The organism is Sphingopyxis sp. H050 (genome assembly GCF_001468265.1).
Classification (GTDB): Bacteria; Pseudomonadota; Alphaproteobacteria; order Sphingomonadales; family Sphingomonadaceae; genus Sphingopyxis.
Genome location: NZ_LNRZ01000006.1, coordinates 252,436 through 272,021 on the forward strand (window position 1 = coordinate 252,436; position 19,586 = coordinate 272,021).

At 62.0% G+C, this 19,586-nt stretch carries 18 protein-coding genes and 2 pseudogenes; 12 read left to right on the top strand and 8 right to left on the bottom strand.

Annotation, left to right across the window (positions count from 1 at the left end):
* Positions 1 to 16: 16 nt before the first annotated feature.
* The 3 genes and pseudogenes from ATE67_RS14175 to ATE67_RS14185 all read right to left on the bottom strand — a co-directional run bounded on the left by ATE67_RS14175 (position 17) and on the right by ATE67_RS14185 (position 4,792).
* Entirely contained in the window at positions 17 to 2,830 is a 2,814-nt protein-coding gene (locus tag ATE67_RS14175; protein WP_058817323.1) for a winged helix-turn-helix domain-containing protein, read from the bottom strand.
* 198 nt (positions 2,831 to 3,028) lie between these two features.
* Positions 3,029 to 3,781 (bottom strand): alpha/beta fold hydrolase, encoded by a 753-nt coding sequence (locus ATE67_RS14180; protein WP_058817324.1) that lies wholly within the window; start codon positions 3,779 to 3,781, stop codon positions 3,029 to 3,031.
* 43 nt (positions 3,782 to 3,824) lie between these two features.
* Positions 3,825 to 4,792 (bottom strand): annotated as a pseudogene (locus tag ATE67_RS14185) (alpha/beta fold hydrolase).
* Between the two features lie 649 nt (positions 4,793 to 5,441).
* Between ATE67_RS14185 and ATE67_RS14190 the strand changes: the two are divergent.
* From ATE67_RS14190 to wecC, 3 genes and pseudogenes are all read left to right on the top strand, one after another.
* On the top strand, positions 5,442 to 6,110 hold the full coding sequence (locus ATE67_RS14190; RefSeq protein ID WP_058817420.1) for a type 1 glutamine amidotransferase domain-containing protein: 669 nt from the start codon (positions 5,442 to 5,444) through the stop codon (positions 6,108 to 6,110).
* 114 nt (positions 6,111 to 6,224) lie between these two features.
* Positions 6,225 to 6,956 (top strand): annotated as a pseudogene (wecB, locus tag ATE67_RS14195) (non-hydrolyzing UDP-N-acetylglucosamine 2-epimerase); the annotation flags it as partial.
* A complete protein-coding gene (gene wecC / locus ATE67_RS14200; protein ID WP_058817325.1) occupies positions 6,943 to 8,238 on the top strand; it encodes a UDP-N-acetyl-D-mannosamine dehydrogenase in 1,296 nt (431 codons plus the stop codon). The pseudogene wecB and the gene wecC, both read left to right, overlap by 14 nt.
* Before the next feature lie 143 nt (positions 8,239 to 8,381).
* On the opposite strand, the gene ATE67_RS21460 is transcribed toward wecC, so the two are convergent.
* Positions 8,382 to 8,690 carry a hypothetical protein gene (locus ATE67_RS21460; protein ID WP_156417033.1) on the bottom strand — a complete coding sequence of 103 codons (309 nt, stop codon included), beginning with the start codon at positions 8,688 to 8,690 and terminating at the stop codon, positions 8,382 to 8,384.
* A gap of 491 nt (positions 8,691 to 9,181) precedes the next feature.
* On the opposite strand from ATE67_RS21460, the gene ATE67_RS14205 reads away from it, so the two are divergent.
* The 3 genes from ATE67_RS14205 to terL are packed head-to-tail and all read left to right on the top strand — an operon-like array spanning position 9,182 to position 12,640.
* Positions 9,182 to 10,582, top strand: coding sequence for a site-specific DNA-methyltransferase (locus ATE67_RS14205; RefSeq protein ID WP_082660384.1), 1,401 nt, complete (start codon positions 9,182 to 9,184; stop codon positions 10,580 to 10,582).
* Positions 10,583 to 10,640: 58 nt separating this feature from the next.
* Positions 10,641 to 11,165, top strand: a complete 525-nt coding sequence (locus ATE67_RS14210; RefSeq protein WP_156417034.1) for a DUF5681 domain-containing protein — start codon at positions 10,641 to 10,643, stop codon at positions 11,163 to 11,165.
* Positions 11,162 to 12,640: a phage terminase large subunit gene (terL, locus tag ATE67_RS14215; RefSeq protein WP_058817327.1), complete on the top strand. Its 1,479-nt coding sequence runs from the start codon at positions 11,162 to 11,164 to the stop codon at positions 12,638 to 12,640. Before ATE67_RS14210 ends, terL begins: the two co-directional genes overlap by 4 nt.
* A gap of 22 nt (positions 12,641 to 12,662) precedes the next feature.
* On the opposite strand, the gene ATE67_RS14220 is transcribed toward terL, so the two are convergent.
* A complete protein-coding gene (locus ATE67_RS14220) occupies positions 12,663 to 13,088 on the bottom strand; it encodes a hypothetical protein (protein ID WP_058817328.1) in 426 nt (141 codons plus the stop codon).
* A gap of 349 nt (positions 13,089 to 13,437) precedes the next feature.
* Between ATE67_RS14220 and ATE67_RS14225 the strand changes: the two genes are divergently transcribed.
* Entirely contained in the window at positions 13,438 to 13,611 is a 174-nt protein-coding gene (locus ATE67_RS14225) for a helix-turn-helix domain-containing protein (protein ID WP_231728166.1), read from the top strand.
* A gap of 140 nt (positions 13,612 to 13,751) precedes the next feature.
* Here ATE67_RS14225 and fixJ read toward each other — a convergent pair whose 3' ends face one another.
* On the bottom strand, positions 13,752 to 14,339 hold the full coding sequence (gene fixJ, locus ATE67_RS14230) for a response regulator FixJ (RefSeq protein WP_231728167.1): 588 nt from the start codon (positions 14,337 to 14,339) through the stop codon (positions 13,752 to 13,754).
* 13 nt (positions 14,340 to 14,352) lie between these two features.
* A complete protein-coding gene (locus ATE67_RS14235; protein ID WP_231728168.1) occupies positions 14,353 to 15,762 on the bottom strand; it encodes a two-component system sensor histidine kinase NtrB in 1,410 nt (469 codons plus the stop codon).
* A gap of 215 nt (positions 15,763 to 15,977) precedes the next feature.
* On the opposite strand from ATE67_RS14235, the gene ATE67_RS14240 reads away from it, so the two are divergent.
* The 5 genes from ATE67_RS14240 to ATE67_RS21085 are packed head-to-tail and all read left to right on the top strand — an operon-like array spanning position 15,978 to position 18,212.
* A complete protein-coding gene (locus ATE67_RS14240) occupies positions 15,978 to 16,667 on the top strand; it encodes an alternative oxidase (RefSeq protein WP_058817331.1) in 690 nt (229 codons plus the stop codon).
* A gap of 24 nt (positions 16,668 to 16,691) precedes the next feature.
* Positions 16,692 to 17,036: a hypothetical protein gene (locus tag ATE67_RS14245; RefSeq protein WP_058817332.1), complete on the top strand. Its 345-nt coding sequence runs from the start codon at positions 16,692 to 16,694 to the stop codon at positions 17,034 to 17,036.
* 36 nt (positions 17,037 to 17,072) lie between these two features.
* Positions 17,073 to 17,522: a globin domain-containing protein gene (locus tag ATE67_RS14250; protein ID WP_058817333.1), complete on the top strand. Its 450-nt coding sequence runs from the start codon at positions 17,073 to 17,075 to the stop codon at positions 17,520 to 17,522.
* Positions 17,506 to 17,919, top strand: a complete 414-nt coding sequence (locus ATE67_RS14255) for a group III truncated hemoglobin (RefSeq protein ID WP_443028768.1) — start codon at positions 17,506 to 17,508, stop codon at positions 17,917 to 17,919. The genes ATE67_RS14250 and ATE67_RS14255 overlap by 17 nt, the downstream gene beginning before the upstream one ends.
* Positions 17,916 to 18,212, top strand: coding sequence for a DUF1971 domain-containing protein (locus ATE67_RS21085; RefSeq protein ID WP_082660385.1), 297 nt, complete (start codon positions 17,916 to 17,918; stop codon positions 18,210 to 18,212). The genes ATE67_RS14255 and ATE67_RS21085 overlap by 4 nt, the downstream gene beginning before the upstream one ends.
* Before the next feature lie 56 nt (positions 18,213 to 18,268).
* On the opposite strand, the gene ATE67_RS14265 is transcribed toward ATE67_RS21085, so the two are convergent.
* On the bottom strand, positions 18,269 to 19,456 hold the full coding sequence (locus tag ATE67_RS14265) for a GGDEF domain-containing protein (RefSeq protein WP_058817335.1): 1,188 nt from the start codon (positions 19,454 to 19,456) through the stop codon (positions 18,269 to 18,271).
* Positions 19,457 to 19,586: the final 130 nt, after the last annotated feature.

Below are 19,586 nucleotides of genomic sequence, written 5' to 3' on the forward strand. Positions count from 1 at the left end.
GCGGGCCTTTGGCTGTTTAGGATAATGCGGCGAGCAATAGCCTTGCCTTGGCTGTATCCGACGTTTCGAACCCGTCGCCGAACCGTTCGCAAACCCGTCCAAGAAGGCGCTTCGCAGCGGACAGTTCGTCGCGATCGCACAGCAGCCGGGCAAGGTCGTGGGCAGCGCGTAGCTCCCATGGCAGACAGCCGATCTTTCGGGCGAGGCGGAGCGCTTCCTCCAGCGTCGTACGGGCGGTCCCGTCGCGCCCTTGGGCGCGTTCGGCCGCCGCCCGTATGCGAAGAAACTCGGGCTTCCCCCACGGGTCGGCACTGATTTGGAATATATCCGCGACGACGCGCGCCGCATCGGCCGGCTGTCCGTTGGCGAGCATTGCCTCCGCACACATGGCAAAGCGGGCATCGTGCCGAAACTGCACCATGCCGTAGCGGAGGGTAAGATAGACGTCCCGCAACTTCTGCGGATCCGGACGCTCTCCGGCCATGGCAGCGATCGTCGCATCATAACAGTCGGCGACGGGCAGCCAGGCTGCGATGCCGTGCCGGTAGATCGCGCTCCGCAGCTTGTCGACATAGGGGCGCACGCCCGCATAGTCGCCGCATTGAAACAGCGTCCAGACGATGCCTTGCGCGAGGCAGTGTATGAGCGTCATTCCATGATCGGCCAATTCGGCGTCGCGCGCGGCAATTCGGGCAATCCGCACCGCCTCTCCCGGCCGACCCTTGAGCCAGTTGAGCGCCGCCAGCTGGACCTCGATGTTCATCTTTTGGTGGATTTGAAAGCGCGGTGCCTTTTCTTCCACATCGTCCTGAATCTCGGCGAAAAGCGCCTCCGCACGGGCAAGGGCCGCTCCGAATTCGCAAATGCGAATTTCCCATTGCGTGCGCAGTTGCTGCTCTTCCCAAAGCGCGGTGCGATCACCCGTCGATGAAGCGACACCGCGCATCTCGTCAAGCGTCTCGGCAACCGAACCGCCCCGGCCGGGCAGAAGCTCGAACGTGGCGAGGGCGCCCAGGATCCGGCACTCCGCGGCGGCGTCGCCGATCTGCCGCGCCACGGCTGCGGCGGTCCGGAACAAGGCCGTCGCCTGATCGCTGTCTGGCGAAAGATAGGTGCTCACACGCGCGAGCCCGGCGAGCAATTGCAACTTCAGCCGAAAGTCGCTGCTCCCGATCCGTTCGAATTCGGAAAGCGCCCGCTCGCAATTTTGGCGCACCTCTTCGCTGAGCGAGAATTCGTGCCAGAGCGGCAAGCCCGCTGCAACAAGCTCAATCCCGACGGCCGGGTTTCCCGAGCGGGCCAGCGACCAGTCGACGGCGCTACGCAACTCGTCGACGACACCCGCTGCCGCAGCATGCCGATCTTCGGCGGGCCGCCCGTTCCACGCCGAGGAAAGCGCCTTGATCTGTTCAAGGCACAGCCGCGCGTGGCGTTCGCATGTTGCGGCCGCCTCGCCCGCGTTGTCGAGCAATTCGCGCGCGAAAGCCCGCGTGCTATCGAGCAGCCGGTAGCTCAGTTCACCGCCACGATGCTGAAGGCTCACCATCGATTTGGCGCGCAGGCCGCTCATCGCGTCGACGATATCGACCGGGGCGATCCCTTCGCGGGTTGCAACCCGAACGGCGGCGCCAACATTGAACGAACCCGCAAAAACCGAAACGGCACGGAGAACGGCTCGCTCTTCGGCCGTGAGGAGCGAGTAACTCCATTGGAGCGTTAACGGGAGACTTTGCTGCCGCTGGGGCCCCTGACCCCTGTTGCCTTTCAGCACGAGGAGGAGCGACGCGAGCGCTTCGATCACCGCGGCCGGCCCGCTCGCGGCCAGTCGCGGCGCCACCAGTTCGATGGCCAGCGGCAATCCGTCCAGGCGCCGGCATATCTCGGCCATTGCCGGCGCGTCCTCCTCATTCGCCAGATAACCGCTTTCGGCTGCCCGCAGCGCCAGCAACCGCAGCGCGGGAAAGCGCAGCATCTCCCTTGCATCGGCGCGTTCGTCCGGCGCCGGCATGGCAAGCGGACCCAGCCATATCACTTTCTCACCCCGCGCCCGGAGCAGCTGGCGGCTTGTCGCAAGAATGCGAATATTTCGCGTCTTCGCCAGAATGACGTCGCAGATGTGAATGACGGCGCTCAAGACATGCTCGCATGTGTCGAATACCAGCAGCATCCTCTCCCGCGCCAGGATCGACGCGATCGCCTGAAGGCTGTCCTGCCCGCTACTGATGCCCAGTGCGGAGGCAAGCGACGAGGCGACATAATCGTCGCTGGTGATCCGCGAGAAATCCACGAACGTTACCGCGATACCGTTCGCCATATGAACGTGGCGCGCGGCAGCCCGCGCAACGGTCGTCTTGCCTATGCCGCCCGCACCGACGACCGATACAAGTCGGTGCTCGGCGAGCGCCCGCTCTATTTCGGCAATTTCCGAACTGCGCCCAACGATATCGGGCAGATCGGGGATCGGTGCTGCATTGGCCCGGAGCGCTTCGACATGACCGGGATCGCAAGGCGCATCGACGTCGAGCCAATAGCCCCGGCCGATGACATTCTTGATATAATCGGCCGCGGGCGCCCGGGCGCGAAAGGCGCGGCGCAGATAGGATATGGTGACCTTGAGGTTTGCATCCTGCACGAATATGTCAGGCCATGCCGCTGCGAACAGCCGCTCCTTGCTGACAATCTCGCCCTTGTGGCGCGCAAGGGCCAGAAGGACGTCCATGGCGCGATCGCCAAGACGCATCTCGTCGGTGCCGCAGAATATTTTCCGATGCACGGCATCGAGCCGGAACGGGCCGAAAATGATGTCGTGGTCGGATTCGGCGGACAACATGGCCGGCAAGACGCTCCCACCCGTCGTGGCCTGCCGTTCGGCAGCACCGGAGTAGATTAGCACAGAAGCGGGCGCGCCTCGCCTGTTAATCCGGGAATCGGCCGACCGCCCGGCTACATGGACTATCATGCGGCCCGGTGAGCGCCGGTTAAAGGAGGTAAAGAGCGTTGCCTGATGGCGAGCCCGACCAAGCCATTCCTATTTCGCGTCGGCGGCCTTTTCGATGAAGGCCGCCACTTCGGCGGGATGCGCGAGCATCACCGCATGGCTGCTCTCGATCTCGACCACCTGCGCTCCCGCACGCTTGGCCATCCTGCGCTGGCCGCTCGGCAGCACCATCCGGTCCTTCGTCGTGATCATGAAATAGCTTGGTTTGAGTTTCCAGCCGATCCGGTCGGCCTTGGCGGTCACGGCCCCCAAACCCCAGGGGACTTGCGCCACCGCCATGAACCGAGTCGTCGCGGGATCGACGTCAGGTGCAAAGGCGGCGGCGAATTTTGCGGGATCGACGATCAGGAAACCGTCCTGCGGCGGCAGCAGCGGCGCCTTGACCTCTCCCTCGGCCACCGGCGCGTCGTTGAGCGCCGCGACGGACTCGCCGGTATCGGGGGCAAAGGCTGCGATATAGACGATCGACTTCACTTTCGGGTTGGTCCCCGCCGCGGTGACGACCGCGCCGCCATAGCTGTGGCCGACGAGAACGACCGGCTTTTTTGCCATCGCGATGACCTGCTCGGTGGCGGCCACGTCACCGGCGAGCGTGATGGTCGGGTTCTGGACGACCAGCACTTCGTAACCGCGCGCGATCAGAAGGTCGTGAACCCCCTGCCATCCCGAGCCATCGACGAACGCACCATGCACGAGCACGATCGAGACCGGCTTGTCGGTGGGCGCGGGCGCAGGCGTTACCGCGACCGCCGCAGCAATCAGAAGCGAGGTGAAGCCGGCCATGCGGATATCCTTTCAGGATTGAGCGTCGAAGCCCGGTGAACAATCAGCGGCAGAGATTGCGGTCGAGAAAGCTGCGGATCAGCGGCGCCATTTCGCTGAGCCTGTCTTCCAGCGCGAAATGGCCAGTATCGAGGATGTGCATCTCCGCCTCGGGGAGGTCGCGAAGATAGGGGTGCGCCCCGGCCTCGGGGAAAATCTTGTCGTTCTTGCCCCAGACGATCAGCGTCGGCGGCTTGCGCTCGCGAAAGAAGGCCTGGAATTGCGGATAGAGCGGCACGTTGGAGCCGTAATCGTGAAAAAGGTCGAGCTGGATATCCTTGTTGCCCGGGCGATCGAGCAGCGCCTGGTCGATGACCCAATTGTCGGGGCTGATCCGGGCAACATCGCCCATGCCGTCGGTATATTGGAACTTCGTCGTCTCCAGCGTCACGAGCCCCGCCAGCGCCTCGCGCCGCGCCGGTGTATCCTCGGCCCAATAGGCCTTGATCGGATCCCAGAAGGCGCCCAGACCCTCGACATAGGCATTGCCATTCTGGACGATCAGCGTCTCGACGCGCTCCGGATGTTTGATCGCCAGCCGGTATCCGACCGGCGCGCCATAATCCATGACATACATGCTGTACCGCTTCGCACCCAGCCGGTCGGTCAGCTGGTCGACGATGTCGGCAAGATGCGCGAAACTATAGTCGAAACGGGTGTGATCGGGCGCGTCGCTCTGGCCGAAACCGGGGTAGTCCGGCGCGATCACCCGATAGCGATCGGCAAGCAGCGGGATGAGATTGCGGAACATATGCGACGAGTCGGAAAGCCGTGGAGCAGCAGAACCACCGGGGCATCCGGAGGACCGGCTTCGCGGTAGAAAACCTTGACGCCATCGATCTCTGCCGTCCGGTAGTGGATGACGGGCACCGGCCGCGCGGTCGTTTTTTCAACCGGCGGGCAGACCGCGAGGGCAACTTGGGGCAGACAGAGCGCCGCGCCGAAGACGGCGGTTCGCAAGAGTCGACGCATCTTCCAACTCCTTCCGATATCCGGTGGGACCGCTGGCGCCGCTTGCGGGGTCAGAGCGTCGGCGCCCGCGGTCCTGCACCGGCATCGACCGGCGCATTTCGTCCATTTGATTTGCATTGTCGGAGCAGGGGCCATGCAAATCCCCATTCCGAACGAAGGCATGTTCTAATCGAGTCCGCGCAGGCCGGAGGTTAAACGGGGTGAAGAGCAAAGGCCCGCGTCCAGTCGTCGTTGACGCCGCGCAGGCAATTTATCCGGCTCAGCCAATCGGGGAAAATGGCGCTCGGGGAAACGACCTATTGCAGCGCCGATATCGGCCACATGCGTTTCGAGCGCGAAATGGCCGGTGTCGAGCCGGATAGTCCGGCACCGCGACATGAAAATGCGGCGCGAGTTCGGGTATAAGGTCGCGGAACATATGGCTCGCGCTTGGCTCACTCTCCGGCAACAACCGGATCGTCGGCCCGCGCGAGGTGCAATAGGCCGGGACGCGGCGTGACGCCGCAGGAACCGCATTGCGCCGGGCTTTACCGGCCTTAACCCCCACACCAGGCGCTTGTCCCATATTCTTCCATCCTGAAAACCGGATGGGCGCCGCGTGGAACCCTCAGCCCTGCGTCAGCCGGATCCGACGCGCGAGGAGAAGGCCGTGACCCAACATGTTCTGTTCATCGTCACCAACGCCGCCGTTATCGGCCCGCACAATCGGAAGACCGGCTTCTTTTTCGCCGAGGTCGCGCATCCGTTCGAGGTGCTCGACGAGGCGGGGATCGCGGTCGAGTTCGCCTCTCCAGCGGGCGGGTGGACCCCCTTTGACGCCTATGACGAGAGCGATAGCGCGCAAAAGCAATTCTTCGAGAGCAAGGCATTCCGCCGGCTCAACCGCAGTCGCAAACTTTCGGACGTCGATGCGGCCGATTATGACGCGATCCTGATCCCCGGCGGGTTGGGTCCCATGGTGGACATTCAGCGCAACGCCGATGTCCAGAAAGCCATCGTGCGCGCCTGGACGACGAACAAGCTGGTCACCGCGGTCTGTCACGGCCCCTGTTCGCTGCTGGGCGTCGATCTGGGTGACGGCAAACCCTTCGTGAGCGGCCGAAAGGTCACCGGCTTTTCGACCAAGGAAGAGTATGACTATGCCCGCGAGGATGTGCCTTACGAGCTCGAGGAGGCCTTGCGGGCCGAGGGTGCCGACTATTCGTCAACCACCAACTGGGAACCGCACGTGGTCGTCGATGGGCGTCTCATCACCGGCCAGAATCCGGCCTCCGCCGCCCCCCTCGCCAAAGAACTGCTGGCAGCCCTTCAGCCCTGAATGATCGCCGCACGAGGCGGATCCTGCAGAATCCTGTCGCCGCGTCCGGGCGCGCAAGGATGGTTGCGGACATGGATCGCCTCTGCTAGCGGCCCACCGGTGACCTCGGGTTGCCCCGAGGAGGTGAACCGCAAGGTCGCCGGTGCGGTCGCCGATCTGCATTTCGCGCCCACCGAGACCGCCGCGGCGGCGCTGCGCGCCGAAAATGTCCCCGCGGACCGGATTCACATCACCGGCAACACGGTGATCGACGCGCTGCTCGCAACCAAGGCGCGCATCGACGAGGAACCATCGCTCGCCGCCGGCCTCGATCCGCTGCTGGCCCGTTTCGCCGGCAAGCGGATCATCGCGGTCACCTCGCACCGGCGCGAGAATTTCGGCGAGGGCATGAAGGCGATCGCCGACGCCATCGCCGGGATCGCGGCGCGCCCCGACGTCGCGGTCGTCTTTCCGGTCCACCCGAACCCGCATGTCCGCAGCGCGATGGAGCCGATCTTGGGCGGCCTCGCCAATGTCGCGCTGATCGACCCGCTCGACTATCCGCACTTCGTCCGCCTGCTCGGCGCCGCGACCCTCGTCCTCACCGACAGCGGCGGGGTACAGGAAGAGGCGCCGTCGCTCGGCAAGCCGGTGCTCGTGATGCGCGAGACGACCGAGCGCCCCGAAGGGATCGAGGCGGGCACCGCGCGGCTCGTCGGCACCGACAAGAATCGCATCGTTTCTGAAATTTTCAGCCTTTTGGACGATGATGCCGCCTATAACGCCATGGCCCGCGCCCATAATCCCTTCGGCGACGGCAAGGCAGCGACCAGAATTGCGGAGATCGTAGCGCGTGCCCATCGATAGCGAACAGCAAGTCACCGTCCTCGGCCTCGGCTATATCGGCCTGCCGACCGCCGCGCTGATCGCGCGTTCGGGCAGCAAGGTGACCGGCGTCGACGTCAGCCAGCACGTCGTCGACACCGTCAACAACGGCAAGGTGCACATCGAAGAGGTCGATCTCGACGGCCTTGTCCAGGGCGTCGTCGCGCGCGGCGCGCTTGTCGCCTCGACCGAGGTCGCCCCGGCCGACGTCTTCGTCATCGCCGTGCCGACCCCGCATGACGACGAGCACCGCCCCGACATCGCCTATGTCCTCTCCGCCGCACGCGCGATCGCGCCGAAGCTTCAGCCCGGCAATCTCGTCATCCTCGAATCCACATCGCCCGTCGGCACGACCGAAAAGGTCGCCGCGCTGCTCGCCGGGCTGCGCCCCGACCTCAAGGTTCCCGGCGCCTGCTCCGGCGCGGCCGACATCTTCGTCGCCTACTGCCCCGAGCGCGTGCTGCCCGGCCGCATCCTCGTCGAGCTGGTCGACAACGACCGCTGCATCGGCGGCATCACCCCGCGCTGCGCCCGCCGCGCGATGACCTTCTACCGTCAGTTCGTCCGCGGCGCCTGCGTCACCACCTCGGCGCGCGCCGCCGAAATGGTGAAGCTGGTCGAAAACAGCTACCGCGACGTCAACATCGCCTTCGCCAACGAGCTGTCGATGATGGCCGAGCATATGGGCGTCGATGTGTGGGAGGTGATCCGCCTCGCCAACCGCCACCCGCGCGTCAACATCCTCCAGCCCGGCCCCGGCGTCGGCGGCCATTGCATCGCGGTCGACCCCTGGTTCCTCGTCCACGGCGCCCCCGACCACAGCCGCCTGATCCGCACCGCGCGCGAGGTCAATCTCGCCAAGACCGCGCATGTCATCGGCGCCGCCGAGATGCTCGTCGCGCAGCATCCGCAGGCGCGCGTCGCCTGCCTCGGCCTCGCCTTCAAGCCCAATATCGACGATTTCCGCGAAAGCCCCGCGGTCGAGGTCGCCGCCGCGCTCGCCCGCCGTTTCGGCAAACAGATCCAGATCGTCGAGCCCTACGCGCGCGGCTTGCCGATGGAGTTTGCGGGCACCGGCGCGGAACTGATCGACCTCGACAGCGCGCTCGCCAGTTGCGACCTGCTCATCGTCCTCGTCGACCATGATCTCTTCAAGTCAATCCCGCTCGAAGAGCGCGGCGACAAGATCGTCTACGATACGCGCGGGCTCTGGCTCGACCAGCCGAACGGGAATGGCGCGAACCGGCTGCATCGCGCCGCTTGACGCTCGCCCCCGCACCTGGGCCCATGCGGACTCGCCTCGAAAACTGCGATCCTCCGGTCCCGGATGCCGGTTTGGGCGGCGATTTCGGATTAGATCTGTCGGCGCGCCGCCGCCGCAAGTTCGGTGATCTTGTCAAACAGACCTCATAGACGACGAGACCGAGCTTCTCGACGCGCTCGCTCTAGGCAGAGAAAAAGCGCTTCCGCCGGTTCATCGATTATGGTTGGAGGTGTGGACAGTGATCCGACCACCGGTCTCTGCCGAAATTTTCCCTGCAACACGGGAATTTGCAGGGAATTCAGCCCCATCGGCCTATTCAACGCAAAGTCTGCCGCTCGCAGACCGCGCAATTCCGCCGATGCGGCGACGAAATTCCCTAAAACCGGAGCAGGGAAAATTTCGGGAATATTTGGATCGAACAGAGCCCTGTCAGGCAATTTGATGCCGCCCATCTCCGGCTAGCCAGCCACCTCCATTCCTCGGCCCTAGAGACGCCATTGCATTCTGACGTTCATCGCCCCCGGCAGCGCTGAAACACGCCGTCCAGCTTTCTCAGGCTTCTGGATCGGAGATTTCTTGGCATCGGTGGGAGCTTCAAATGGCACCATTTCCAGCACGCCCGAGATTTGTTGTCAGCGGCCACCCGAAATTCCGCTTCGAAACCAAGATGATGCTTAAGTAAAATGAAGAGCCACTACTTTCATTGTCAATAACATTGAGATTTCTTACTTGTATTCAAAGCGTTAAATTGATTTTTTCGCTTTCAATGCCGAGAGTTTTATCTATGCAGGTCGGGTCTAACGACCGTGCTGGGAGAGCTAAGTGCACAGCGTGGACAACACCATCGGCCACGCGATGCGAGGCAGGATGGCGGTTGTTTTGCTGCCCAGCTGCTTCTCCCGCCCTTCTGTTTCGATTTGCTGGCCTAGCAAGGAAACAGACAATGCGTATCAAGCCATCCCCTCGAATAGAGAATAGCGTTCCAGCTCTGGTCAATATCGACCATCGGCTTGGCGAAATTCAGTATCGGCAGCCGGCTTCGCTGAAGCTCTACGCCAACAACCCTCGCAAGCATCCCGAAAAGCAAATCGTGAAGATCATGGCCTCGATCAGCCAATTCGGGTTCGCGATCCCCGTCCTCGTCGATCGGTCGGATGTGATCATTGCCGGCGAGGCAAGGGTCGAAGCCGCAAAGCGCCTCGGCCTTCCAGAAGTCCCGGTGCTCTCGGCCGAAAAATGGACTCCTGGGCAGGTCAAAGCCTATCGTCTCGCCGACAATAAGCTCGCGCAGCTGTCGACGTGGGACAATGACGCCCTCTCCATTGAGATCAGAGACATTGTCGAGCTTGGCGAAGTCGGCTCGGAGTCGTTCGGGTTTGACACCGGCGAGGTTGATTTTCACCTCGATGAAAGCGCTGGCGAACTGCTCGGAGACGATCCGGCAGACGCTGTTCCGGCACTTCCCAAGCTGCCCGTCAGTCGCTTGGGCGATCTCTGGGCCCTCGGCAAGCATCGCCTCTTTTGCGGCTCTTGTTTGGAGGCGGAGAACTGGTCCCGCCTGGTGGACGGGAAGACCGCCCACATGGTGTTTACCGACGCGCCTTATAACGTTCCGATACAGGGGCACGTCTCAGGGCTCGGAAAGCACCAGCACCAAGAGTTCGCGCAGGCGTCCGGCGAGATGTCGCCCGCTCAGTTCACAACGTTCCTCACGGATGCCTTTGGTGGTGCCGCAGCCCATCTAAAGGATGGGGGCGTGCTCGCCCTCTGCATGGACTGGAGACATCTTCGAGAAATCTTGGACGCCATCAGTGTGAACCATCTGTCGCTGCTCAATTTGTGCGTTTGGAACAAGAGCAATGCGGGCATGGGCTCCCTGTACCGTTCAAAGCATGAGCTGATATTTGTCGCGAAGAAGGGCAAGGCGCCACACACCAACAATGTGCAGCTCGGCAAATATGGTCGGTATCGCTGCAATGTCTGGGACTATGCCGGCGCCAACAGCTTCGGCGCCTCTCGTGACCAGGATCTTGCCGATCATCCGACGGTGAAGCCGACCGCACTCGTCGCGGACGCCATCCGCGATGTCACCAATCCCGGTGAGATCGTGCTCGACGGATTTATGGGCTCGGGCACGACGATACTCGCCGCCGAGCGCACCAAGCGCGTCGCCTACGGCATCGAGCTTGAGCCGGGCTATGTCGATGTCGCGATCCGCCGTTGGGAGACGATTACCGGGAAGGAGGCGGTGCTGGCCGATACCGGCCAGACCTTCGCTGAGGTTGCAGCAGCGCGCTCCGACGCATCCGACGACATCCCCGCATATGCGGCCCCCGAAGCCTAAGCCCTCCAGGCCCGGCGCCACGCATGCGCCGGGCCGTTGCTCTCTCTGGAGACATCCAATGTCTGATTTTGACCAAGCTCCCCGCCCACACCTCGATGACCAGCGGATCATCGACCCTCCTTCCCGACGTCGCCGGACGTCGCCGGTGCCATCGATGCCGCCACCCATGCAGGACGCTGATGATCGTCCAAAAGCTGCCAGCTACGAGGTCGGCTATGGCAAGCCACCGCTCCACACACGCTTCCAGAAGGGGAAGTCCGGCAACCCGAAAGGAAAGGTCAAAGGGTCCGAGAACGTCAGCACTGTTTACCGGGAGGTCTACAACGAGAAGATTACGCTGAAGACCCCAAAGGGCCCAAAGAAGGTCAGCGTGCTCCGGGCTCTGGTCATGAAGCAGCGCGCGATCGCACTCCAGGGCAGCTTGGCCGCGATCGACAAGGCGCTGTTGCGATATGAGCGGGCAGTTCCCGACCTGCCGGATTCGTTGACGCCTGACACGGCCACCGACTTCACCGAAACCGATTTCCAGATGCTCGCGGAGCTTCGAGCACAGATCCAGGCTGAGCTGGGAGAAGAGTCATGAAAACCAACCCCGACAAAATGGCGCAAGAGTTTGCGCTGCTCGCCGCCGCACGCCGGACAAACTTCTCTATCTTCTTGATGAAGGTCTTCGAGACCTTGCACCCTGGAGACCCGCCCTTGCAGATGGCGTGGTACATTCGGGCGATGTGTCACGCCCTCGAGGAGGTGCATCGGGGCGAGAGCAAGCGCCTCGTCGTCACAGTGCCCCCTCGCCATCTTAAATCGATCACGGCGTCCGTTGCCTATGTCGCCTGGTTACTTGGCCATGATGCGAGCATGAAGATCATGGTTGCGAGCTACAGTCAGGATCTCGCGCGGCAGCATTCGAACGACACGCGCCGGATCATGGAAAGCGATTGGTACAAGAGCGACTTCCCGAACACCCGGATCAGCGATCGCGGTAATCGCGCCCTCGAGCTCGAGACCACCCGCGGCGGTGTCCGCAAGGCGGTGTCGGTCGGCGGATCGGTCACCGGCTTTGGCGCCGACACGGTCATCGTCGATGACTGCATGAAGGCCGAGGAGGCCAACAGTGCGATCGCCCGCGAGAATCTGCGAAGCTGGTTCGACGGCACGCTGCTGAGCCGCCTCAATGACAAGGCCAACGGCAAGATCATCTCGATCCAGCAGCGGCTCCACGAAGATGACCTTCCCGCCTATATGCTCGCCAAGGGATATGGACATCTCAATCTGCCGGCGATTGCCGAACGCGAAGAGACCATCCGCATCGCCCCCAATGTCGTCCATCATCGACGGGTGGGCGATCTCCTCAATCCGACGCGCGAGCATCAAGGGGTGCTGGAGGACCTTCGCCGGCAATTGGGACCGGTGGTGTTCTCGGCGCAATATCAGCAGAACCCAGTCGCACCCGAGGGCAACATGATCCGGCTCGAATGGTTCGGGACATATTACGAGCCGCTCGAGCGCCATCGGTATCTGAAGGTGGTGCAAAGCTGGGACACGGGCATGACCGCAAGCCCGACGAGCGATCCTTCGGTCTGTACAACTTGGGGGTTCTCGCGCGACACCTACAAATGGCATCTGCTCAACGTCTTTCGCCAGCGCCTCGATTACCCCGACCTCAAGCGCGCGGTCGTCCGACTTCGAGATCAATACAAAGCGGACGCCGTGCTGATGGAGAAGGCCTGCAGCGGTATATCCTTGTACGACGACCTCAAGACCACGGCCCGGCTGAATCTCATCATGATCCCGCCGGTCAACGCGAAGGTCGAGCGGTTCAATGGCTGCCTGGGTGAGGTCGAGGCTGGCCATATCCTCCTTCCAGCTGAGGCACCCTGGCTCGACGGCTTTCGGGCGGAGCTCAAGGCGTTCCCTGCCGGGCGCCACGACGACCAGGTCGATAGCTTCAGCCAGTTCGTGAATTATCAGATCACGAAATGGAGGTGGATCCTGACCGAGCGGGGCGATGACAATCGCCCGCTCCGTGTTGTTCGCCGCCGGTCGCGGCCATGGTGATCTGGGCGCCGGCCGGCAGGGCTCACGCTTTGTCGGTAGGCGCCTTCACGCAAAGCTCCTTCCAGACCTTGTCCATCTCGGACCGCGAGGAGAGATCGGATTCCAGAAAAGCAAGCTCGGTCGGCCCCGCCGCCACGAAGCGCTCGTAACCCGAATAGCCGCCGAAGCTGTTCTTCGCATTGACCTCGCCGCAGGCGACCGCAGTCTTCCCGCCCGAATAGAAATGCACGTTGCGGAACTCGGCGCTGTCCGGATCCTTGAGCCGTCCCTTGATCGAAATCTGCGACGCCGCGATCCAGGCATTTTGTTTGCCGACGTCGGCGAAGGAACTGATCTCAGTCTCCGCCTTTGGCGGCGGCGAAGAGCTATGCCGGGGCAAGACGTTGCTCAGGATCACGGCGCCGACGAGCATCGCTGCGAACCAGCCAAGCTCGCGCTTCGTTATCATCGGTCGCGGGCCATCTGGAGCAGATTGAGTTTCCGCCCTGATGGGAAGCTCGAACCGCTTTCCGCAATATTTGCAGAGGTGGGCTGCCTTCGGAATTGTCTCGCCGCACTGCGGGCAGGATCGTTCGTCGCGCTTCACTGGCGAAGCCCCGCGCGCGCACTTCCTAAAGCCCCCATCGCAAGTCCTCCATCGCATGATCTCGGCACGGGATATGTCGACGATCAGTGACGGGACTAGTGCTTCGAGGGGCTGCCAAGTCAAGTTCAATGTCACTGATCGTCTGTAGATCAATCAGTCACATGGGGCTCTTTACTCACGCGTGGATATACGCGTTCGCCTTGGCCGAAATGTGCGCAGCCTGAGAGAAGAGAAGGGCTGGAGCCAGGAGGACTATGCCGACCGGGCCGACATCCATCGCACCTATGTCAGCGACATTGAACGCGGCCGGCGAAATCCGACGGCGACCGTGATCGAGAAGCTCGCGAAGCCCTTTGAAATCTCGCCGGGGCGGTTGCTCGACTGAGCCTAGGCGACGGCGGCGCTCGTTCGCCGGGTGTCTGCATCTGGAGAGAGCATGATGTCCGGTGCAACGCCGTCGACGTCGACTAAGTCATCGCAAAATCCGACCCCGAGCTGCATAAGCCTCCCGACAGTTGGCGTAAGTCAGCCAAACTTTGCGATGGTAGCCATGCGCACGAGATCTGAGAGTGTTTTCGCCTGCATCTTCATCATCGCATTCGCGCGGTAAACCTCTACCGTCCGCGCGCTAATCGAAAGATCATAGGCAATCGCCTTGTTGGCCTTGCCCGCAACCAGACCGTCGAGTACTTCGCGCTCACGCGCTGAAAGTGATGCGATGCGCGCCTCAATCGCCTGACGTTCGGCGCGGGCGTCCGCCGTTCCGGCCTGCGAGGCGAGCGCCTGCCTGATCGCGCCGAGCATCGCTTCGTCGTCGAACGGCTTTTCGATAAAATCCGCAACGCCGGCTTTTATCGCCTGAATGGCGAGCGGCACATCGGCATGACCGGTGATGACGATGACAGGTACCGATGCGCCGCGCTCGCGCAAGACAGCCACCAGCTCCATTCCGTTGGTCCCTGGCATCCGGACGTCGGTTACGACGCAGGCACCATCGACCGGCGGCGCGGCGGCGAGGAAGGCGTCGGCCGAAGCGAAGCCGCGAACGCGAATTCCAGCGCAATCGAGCAGGAACTCGAGCGAATGGCGCGCGCTGTCATCGTCGTCGATCACATAGACGATTGGATCACTCGCCATCCTGTAATTCCTCCTCGCCAACCAGCGGTACCGTGAAAACGAACCGAGCGCCGCCGCCCTCCGCCCTTTCGACCCAAATCTTGCCGCCATGAGCCTCGACGATCGTCCGCGAGATCGACAGGCCGACGCCCATACCCGTCTGCTTCGACGTAATGAAGGGCTGGAACAGCTGCGCGGCAATTTCCGCGACTATTCCGGGGCCATTGTCGGTGACGGATACCCGCGCCATGTCGCCATCTCGATCGATCGCGATCGCCAATATCTTCGGGACAGAGATCGCGTCGGCGAACGCATCGACAGCGTTCCGCACGAGGTTCAGGACAACTTGCTGGATCTGCACCTTGTCGACGAGTACCCGGTCGATGCCGGGATCAAATACGAACCGCACGCGTATATCATGCTCGCGCGCGCCGATAAGGGCGAGCGCACTGGCTTCTTCCACTAGCTTGGGAAGATTCTCGATCGAGCGGTCCGTCTCGCCGCGCGCGACAAAATCCCGGAGCCGACGGATGATGTCGCCTGCCCGAAGCGCCTCGGCCGCGGCCCGCTCGACCGCTTCAGCGAGTTTATCGTGCGGCACCTCGTCGCGCGCGAGGAGCATGCGGCTACCCTTCAGATAATTCGCGATTGCGGACAATGGCTGGTTGATCTCGTGCGCGAGCGCCGAGGCCATCTCGCCGAGGCTGGTGAGCCGGGACACATGAACCAGCTCGTTCTGCAGTTCTTGGAGGCGCGTCTCGGCCTGCTGGCGCTCGGTGAGGTCGCGGATAAACCCGGTGAAGAAGCGCTGGCCGCCAGCCCGCATCTCGCCGACCGCGAGCTCGATCGGGAAGGTCGAGCCGTCGCGCCGTTCACCGACGACAATCCGACCCGTCCCGATGATCCTTTTCTCCCCCGTTTGATAATATCGCCCCAGATAATCGTCATGCGCGGCGCGATAGGGCTCAGGCATTAGAATCCGGACATTGCGCCCCAAGGCCTCTTCCGCAGACCAGCCGAACATGCTTTCAGCTGCCGGGCTAAAGTCCTGGATCGTGCCACTCTCATCGATCACGACCATTGCGTCGGGCACGGTTTCGAGGATCGAGCGGAGATGCGCCTCGCGCCCGGCGAGAATTGCGGCGCCTTCTTCGGTCTGGACACGGGCATGCTGGAACCATTCGCCGCCAAGCGAGATGGCGAGCGAAATCAGAAGGAAGGAAGCGGCGGCGATCACACTTCCGCTTTCGACAGGGCCCGTGCGGCTGTCGCACCAAAGACCTGCGCCTGCGCCTGCGATCGCCGCCAGCGTGCCTGCGCGCAGACCCGAAAGCGCACCCGCGATGACGACGCCGGGTACGAAGAAGATGAAGGTCGCACGCCGGCCGAGTTCATCGGCAAAGATGAGCCGCACTGCCATGCCTGCCAAGACAGCTAGAAGCGCAATGCCGAAGGCGCCGGACACCGGCAACCTCGGCAGGAAGCGGCTGTTCAGTCCGATGCGCCGCGCCTCCGGTGAATCCCCTAGGGGAGTTTCGGTAGGGACATCATCCAAATTTCCGCGCTCCGACGACAAGCCTATCTCCTCCGCATCGACGGCAAGCCCCAACCCGCCGCCCGAACGGAGATGTTCCCATGACTGCACCTTTCATCGATCTCAGCGTCCATCACAACCCCAAGGGCGTGTCGGATCGCATCGCTTTCGGCTTCACCAAGGCTCTGCGCTGGTGCGCCGACACTTTCTTCGCCGAACGTTACGGCCACCGCGCCGTGGTCCTCGAGACGGTCGCCGCGGTCCCCGGCATGGTCGGCGCGACGATCAACCATCTCGCCTGCCTTCGCCGCATGTGCGACGACAAAGGCTGGATAAAAACGCTCATGGACGAGGCCGAGAATGAGCGCATGCACCTCATGACGTTCATCGAGATCTCCAAGCCGACGCTCTTCGAACGTGCGGTAATCATCGGCGTGCAGTGGATCTTCTACATCTGCTTCTTCGCGCTCTACCTGATCAGCTCCAAGACCGCGCACCGCGTTGTCGGCTACTTCGAGGAAGAGGCGGTGATCAGTTACACGCACTATCTCGCCGAGATCGACGAAGGCCGCAGCGTCAACGTACCTGCGCCGAAGATTGCAAAGGATTATTGGGGCCTGCCTGCTGATGCGACGCTCCGCGACGTCGTATTGGTCGTCCGCGCCGACGAGGCCCATCACCGCGACGTCAATCACGGCTTCGCCAATGAGCTCGCCGGCTTGCCAGTGGGCCCGGTCGCCGAATGCCCGCCGCATGTGACGCTCGAACCGAACTGGAAGCAGGCGGCTTGAGGGTGGGACAAGAGGAGAAAGGGCATGGATCAGACGATCGGGCTCCGTGTAAGCGATCCCGCCCTTCTCTCCTCGCTTCGCTTCGCCCTTGCGCTCGATGGATTTGTGATTTGTGAGGACAGCGAAGCTGACACAAAGGCAGGATGCCTCGTCGTCGATCAAGACTATCGGGACGGCGGCATCGCCTGGCTTGCCGAGGCGAGAGCATCCGGCCTTTCCGTTCCGGCCCTTCTTCTTGTGACGAACCCCGATCGCAGAACCCGCGCGGCAGGCACGGCGATAGCCGCCCGTCTCGTCGACAAACCACTTCAGGGCGACGAACTGGCAGAAGCCCTGACCAGCATCCTGACCCATCGACCTGCCGCCTGAAGCGCAAAACCCGTCACATTAGAAAAGGAAAGTTGCATGCGAACCGCGTCTCCAGAAGCCATGATGATCGTCAAATCGACAGCGCCAGCCCTCGAAAGGCATGGCATCGCGATCACGACCGCCATGTATGCTCGGCTGTTCCAGAATCCTGACATCGAAACGATGTTCGATCACGCTGCCCAAAGCAGTGGCGAGCAGCCCCGGCGGCTCGCAGGCGCGATCCTCGCTTATGCCCGCAACATCGACAAGCTAGCCAATCTCGGACCGGCGGTTGGCCGAATGGTCGCGCGGCATGTCGAGACAGGCGTCAAACCCGAGCATTATCCTTATGTCGCTGAAGCGCTGCTGCCGGCGATCCGCGACGCCCTCGGCGCCGACGTAGCGACTGACGAGGTTCTAGCCGCGTGGGGCGACGCCTATTGGATGCTCGCCGACATACTCATTGCCGCTGAAGCGCAGGCCTATAACGATGCTGATGCCGCCTGAGGACGGCTCTGTGACGAAACCGCAACTTCTAGAGCAGGATATCGACCACCTTATCCCTGAATTTTACCGGCGGGTTCGCGCCGACAACATTCTTGGCCCTATATTCGAGGGCGCGATCAGCGACTGGGCCGAGCACCTCGAAAAGCTGCAGGCCTTCTGGTCTTCGGTCATGCTCACGAGCGGTCGCTACAAAGGACAGCCAATGGCCGCGCATTTACGCCACATCGTTCACATGACGCCGGAGAATTTTGGGCGCTGGCTCAGCATCTGGCGGAGCACGACAGCTGAACTCCTCAACGCGGAAAATGCTTGTGCCATGCAAGCCAAGGCCGATCGAATTGCTGAAAGCCTCCAACTCGGGGCGCAGTTTCATCTGGAACGATCGGAGAAATCATGACCATCGCGATCCCGGAAAGCCTTCAGTCCTATAGACGAACGGGATCCTTTACCGAGAGCACGATACCTGCCGCGCTGCTATCAGATCATTCGACCAAAAAAGGCGTATGGGGCCTGATCGACGTCGCAGAGGGCAGTATTCGCTACGTTGTCACCGATACCCGCCGCAAGCCCTATGAGAAGATAATTACACAAGGTGGGGAGCCAGGCGTAGTCGAACCCACTATTCTTCATCGTGTCGAGCCTATTGGCCCCGTGTGCTTCCATGTCGAGTTTCTGCGCGCGTCTTACTGAAGGCGAATGACGGGCTAGCTGTGCAAAGAGGCGCGAGCGTCGGTCGGCCGAAAAATCTACCGGCGCAGCGGAACGATCTTTTGACTATTCGAATGCGCGGAGGCCGGCTGCTCGATTTCAATTCGATCTCTTCCACCTGTCTTCGCATCATAGCTTGCGCGATCAGCGCGCCGCTTCAGGTCGGCAAGCGTCTCGCCCGGTCTGAGCTGAGCGACGCCGCCGCTAAAGGTAAACCGCGGAACTTCTTCGAAGCCATGGTCTGATACCTGCTCCCTTATGGTTTCCGCTATGAGGACGGCGGCTGGAAGCGTCGCATGGTTGAGGAGTATGACAAATTCCTCTCCGCCGGTTCGGGCGACCAGTGCTGATTTGGGAATGGAATGCTGCAGAAGCTCAGCAAAATGCTGAATGACCCGATCGCCCACATCATGGCCGTAATAGTCATTGATCGCTTTGAAGTTGTCGAGGTCGATCATAATGAGACAAACATCGTGGCTCTCGTTGGCACTGTGCGATAGCAACATTTGGGCTTGGCGATCAAAACCGCGCCGATTGAGGAGCTGCGACAGTGGGTCCGTCTCGGATATGTGGGTAAATTCCACAATCGTCGTCTGAATCACGATCAACAGGACGACCAGACCACCAGCGATCAACAAGATGCCCGTGCTCCCCTGAGAATATAAGGCGTATGCGCTGTTGGCGTAATCCGCGGCGGTCGCGCCCGACCCCACCGCGACGGCGACGAATGGTTTGACGAGGAAATTAATCGAGGTGACGCCAAACAGGCTGCCTAAGAGAAAATAGAGTGATCGCCCGTTAGCATGTCTAAAGGCAGTGTAGGCGCAAAGGCCCAAAGCGACCGCAAATGGGGACTGATAGGCGATTTCGTAAGCGAGATTATCTCGCGGACCTCCCCAGATCGTAAGGCGGATCAATACGCCAAAGGACGCAGCAAGCAGAATGGCCCGCCACAAGGGTCTTTGCCGTTCGAACCGCGAAAGACCATAGGAAGTCAAGAGAAAGGCGGCGAGCAATCCTCCATAGCTCGGCACCTGAAAAGCCCCGTCACCAGTAATACTTAGCGCAATCTCGCTGATCGGAGTCAACATGCCAACCAGATAGCTTATTCCAAACGCGAGGACCGGCCGCTGTCCGCGACTGATGGCGGCTATTAGAAAATAGCTCAATGCAAACATGCCGGCTACCGCCGCGTTCACAACCAGGAGGACAATTGCGCCGTTCATCAGCCTCGCCTTCGATGAGCGCCTGCAAACCGTGCAAAGACCTGGTTGGGTAACCTCAGCCCACCAGTAAAGAGACTCGCAACGCGAGGCGACCGTCGATGCCTCTACATGGCGAAATCTTGTCGATCCA